This is a genomic window from Clostridium sp. AM25-23AC, from assembly GCF_003435125.1.
Taxonomy (GTDB): domain Bacteria; phylum Bacillota; class Clostridia; order Lachnospirales; family Lachnospiraceae; genus Pilosibacter; species Pilosibacter fragilis.
Genome location: NZ_QWGI01000076.1, coordinates 1 through 2,950, shown reverse-complemented (window position 1 = coordinate 2,950; position 2,950 = coordinate 1). Strand labels below are relative to the sequence as shown.

1 protein-coding gene and 1 pseudogene are annotated in these 2,950 nt (G+C 43.3%); one reads left to right on the top strand and one right to left on the bottom strand.

What is annotated here, in order from left to right; translation table 11 throughout:
• Positions 1-112 precede the first annotated feature (112 nt).
• Positions 113-1,354, bottom strand: a pseudogene (locus DW677_RS17825) (recombinase family protein); the annotation flags it as partial.
• A 376-nt stretch (positions 1,355-1,730) separates the two neighbouring features.
• Between DW677_RS17825 and DW677_RS17815 the strand changes: the two are divergent.
• On the top strand, positions 1,731-2,948 hold the full coding sequence (locus DW677_RS17815; RefSeq protein WP_117567933.1) for a site-specific integrase: 1,218 nt from the start codon (positions 1,731-1,733) through the stop codon (positions 2,946-2,948).
• Positions 2,949-2,950 lie beyond the last annotated feature (2 nt).

Genomic DNA, 2,950 nt, shown 5'->3' with positions numbered 1-2,950 from the left:
TTTCTTTATATTATTTTATCTAGCACAACAGGTTAAATTATGAATATATCTATTGCAATTTTACAAAAAGAAAAGCCTCATCCCTCGCTGATTGAGAGATGAGGCGAAATGATTATGCTGTAATCTCCGGGATTTCTCCGACAAAGTTATAAACGATTCTGACTTCCTGCACCTTCTGTCCGTCAATCTTCTTGACTTCGCCCACCAAAATTTTGCTGATGAGCCGGTTCAGCACCGCTTCATCCAGTTCTTCAATGGCTGCATAGCGCCGGATTTCTTTGATGAAGGTGCGGACTTCATTTTCCTGTTCGTCAGAGTGGCGCATCATCAACAGCAGGTCTTGCAGGCGCTTCTGGTTGGCTTCCTGCTCTTGTTCCAGTGTTGCTGTCAGCTTCATAAAACGCTGCTCAGTCAGGATTCCTTTTGCCTTATCGGTATATAGGCTCAGGAACATCTCATCAATTTCACGATTCCTGCTTTCCAGGCGTTGACATTCCTTCTGTGTCTGGGAGGCATCCAGAAGATACCGGCGCTCCATCCGGCTGCTCAGCCGCTGATAAAAAGCATCGGCATCTTTGAGCGCAGTCTTTGCCAGTTCCTGAATATCTTTCAGCACAAGGTTGTACAAATCTCTGGCTTCGATCTTGTGGCTGGTACAGGCGTTCTTGCCCAGCCTGTTGTAGGTCTGGCAGATATAATACGCCTTATCAATCGGTTCTCGCTGTTCGCCGGTAAAACGATTCTTTCCGGTTCTGCCAACCTTTTCATACCGCACCTGCATGGACTTTCCGCAAGTCGCACAATAAATGATACCGTGGAACAGGTTATAAAAGGGGCAGGAGTTGCCCTTCATAATGGTTGGTCTGCGGTCAATGATTTCCTGTACCTGCTCCCATTCTTCCGGGGAGATGATTGCTTCATGGCAATCCTCGATAATTTCCCAGTCCTCACGAGGGATAATGTCATAGGTGTTGGAGCGAATCCCTTTCTGATGTGTCCGGCAGACCAGATGTGCGCTCTTATAAAAGGGATTCCGCAGAATATGGCTGATTCTTGCACTTCCCCATGAATAGTAATTTACATCACATTCTGTGTTGCTTTTTACTCTGGTGATCGGGACTTTATCATCCATGAGCTGCTTTGCAATCCGCATGCATCCCCAGCCATCCAGCGCCATATCATAGATTTTTCGGATTACCGGTGCTGTCTCAGGGTCACGGATCAAATGTCCCTTATCCTCCGGGTCACGCATCAAACCGAGGGGCGGTTGCCCACCACAAAACTTCCCCTGCCGGGAACGGGTCATACGCCCTGCCAGCACCTTTTTGGAAATATCCCGGCTGTACATATCGTTGAACAGAGGTTATTCGGGAAAGGGAAAGACAAACAAGCAGAAATCCAGTATTCATGCGGGTTTGCGGCGGGATGGCTCCCCAAAAGCTGAACACAAATAAGACAAGCAGCAATACAATCGCATATCGTTTCTCAGGGAGAATGTTGATTTACGTCACATTCTCCTTTTTTTATTCCAGAAACGAGGTGATTGCAAAGTGAACACACAAATTATCGCCATTGCCAACCAGAAAGGCGGCGTCGGTTATGGAAAGTAAGTTATTATGAAAAGTTCATAGCCGCACATCCCATAAATCTGCCATTTTCTGATTGTGCAACTTTGCATAAAACTTCATGATTATTATAGACCACGGTCAATAAATATCATGGAGGTAATTATGGAAGAACAACAAACACTGGACGAACTCATCCAACAGACCTATGACTGGCTTGTTGCTGCAAAATATTCCAAAGGAACTGTGTACTCCTTTAAGTGCATCACAAATCAGTTAAAAACTTATGCTGCAGGAAAAAATGAAATCTATTTTTCCATGGATCTTGCGCTGTCATTTCTTGAAGACCACTACCATCTTTCAAGTGACATTCGAAATAAGAAACCATGTTTTTTAAGATTCATGGAAATGCTTTCAGATTTTAAGCTTAACAATTCCGTTATGATCAAAGAACGTAAGCGTGAATACCAGTTCCCGGAAGTCTTTCTTCCGGCAGTAGAAGGCTACAACAAATATCGTAGGAGCATAAACATCAAGGAAGACAGTATTCTACGAACACAGCTTTATCTGGAAAGATTTTTTGATTTCTTGGAAGGAAAAGGGTGCTGCTCATTTGAAAAAATCACTATTTCTGTAATTTATGATTTTATCGCAGCGTTATCCTGTTTTTCAAAACCGACTGCAGCTGCAACACTTAGAGCAGTAAAACTTTTTCTGGAATATTCCTTTAAAAATGGTTTTTATGACAAGGATACCTATAAGAGGATCCCCTGCATTCATTACAACAAAAACAGCACACTTCCTTCTGTTTATACAGCAGAAGAAGTCTCAAAAACTTTAGCGGAGATCGATCTCGGCAATCCCGGCGGTAGGCGGGATTATGCAATTATCCTGTTGATTGCAAGGCTCGGATTAAGAGCTAGTGATGTGGCAAATCTGCGTTTTGAAAATATTAACTGGGAAACAAATAAAATCAGTTTCTATCAGGTTAAGACAAAAAAACAAATAGAACTGCCTCTTCTGAAAGATGTAGGTGAGTCCATTATCGAATACATGAAATACGGTCGTCCGACTTGTAATTCGGATCATATTTTTGTCAGACACAGGGCACCTATACATGAATTTACAGCATCTGCTGTCGGCTCTACTGTCCACAGGCATCTTTTAAAGGCTGGAATTAAAACGGAAGGGCGTCATCACGGTGCGCATGCACTGAGACATAGTCTGGCAGGAAGACTTCTGGAAAACAGGATTCCTCTTCCGGTCATTTCCGAAATCCTTGGACATTCAAGTACTGAAACCACCATGGCTTATCTAAGGGTTGATATTGAACAGCTTAGAAACTGCATTTTACGGAGCTCAGCGGTCACCATTCTGTTTTAGAA

Coding starts and splice junctions, on each gene's coding strand:
- DW677_RS17815 (WP_117567933.1), top strand. CDS start 1,731: ATGGAAGAACAACAAACACTGGACGAACTCATCCAACAGACCTATGAC.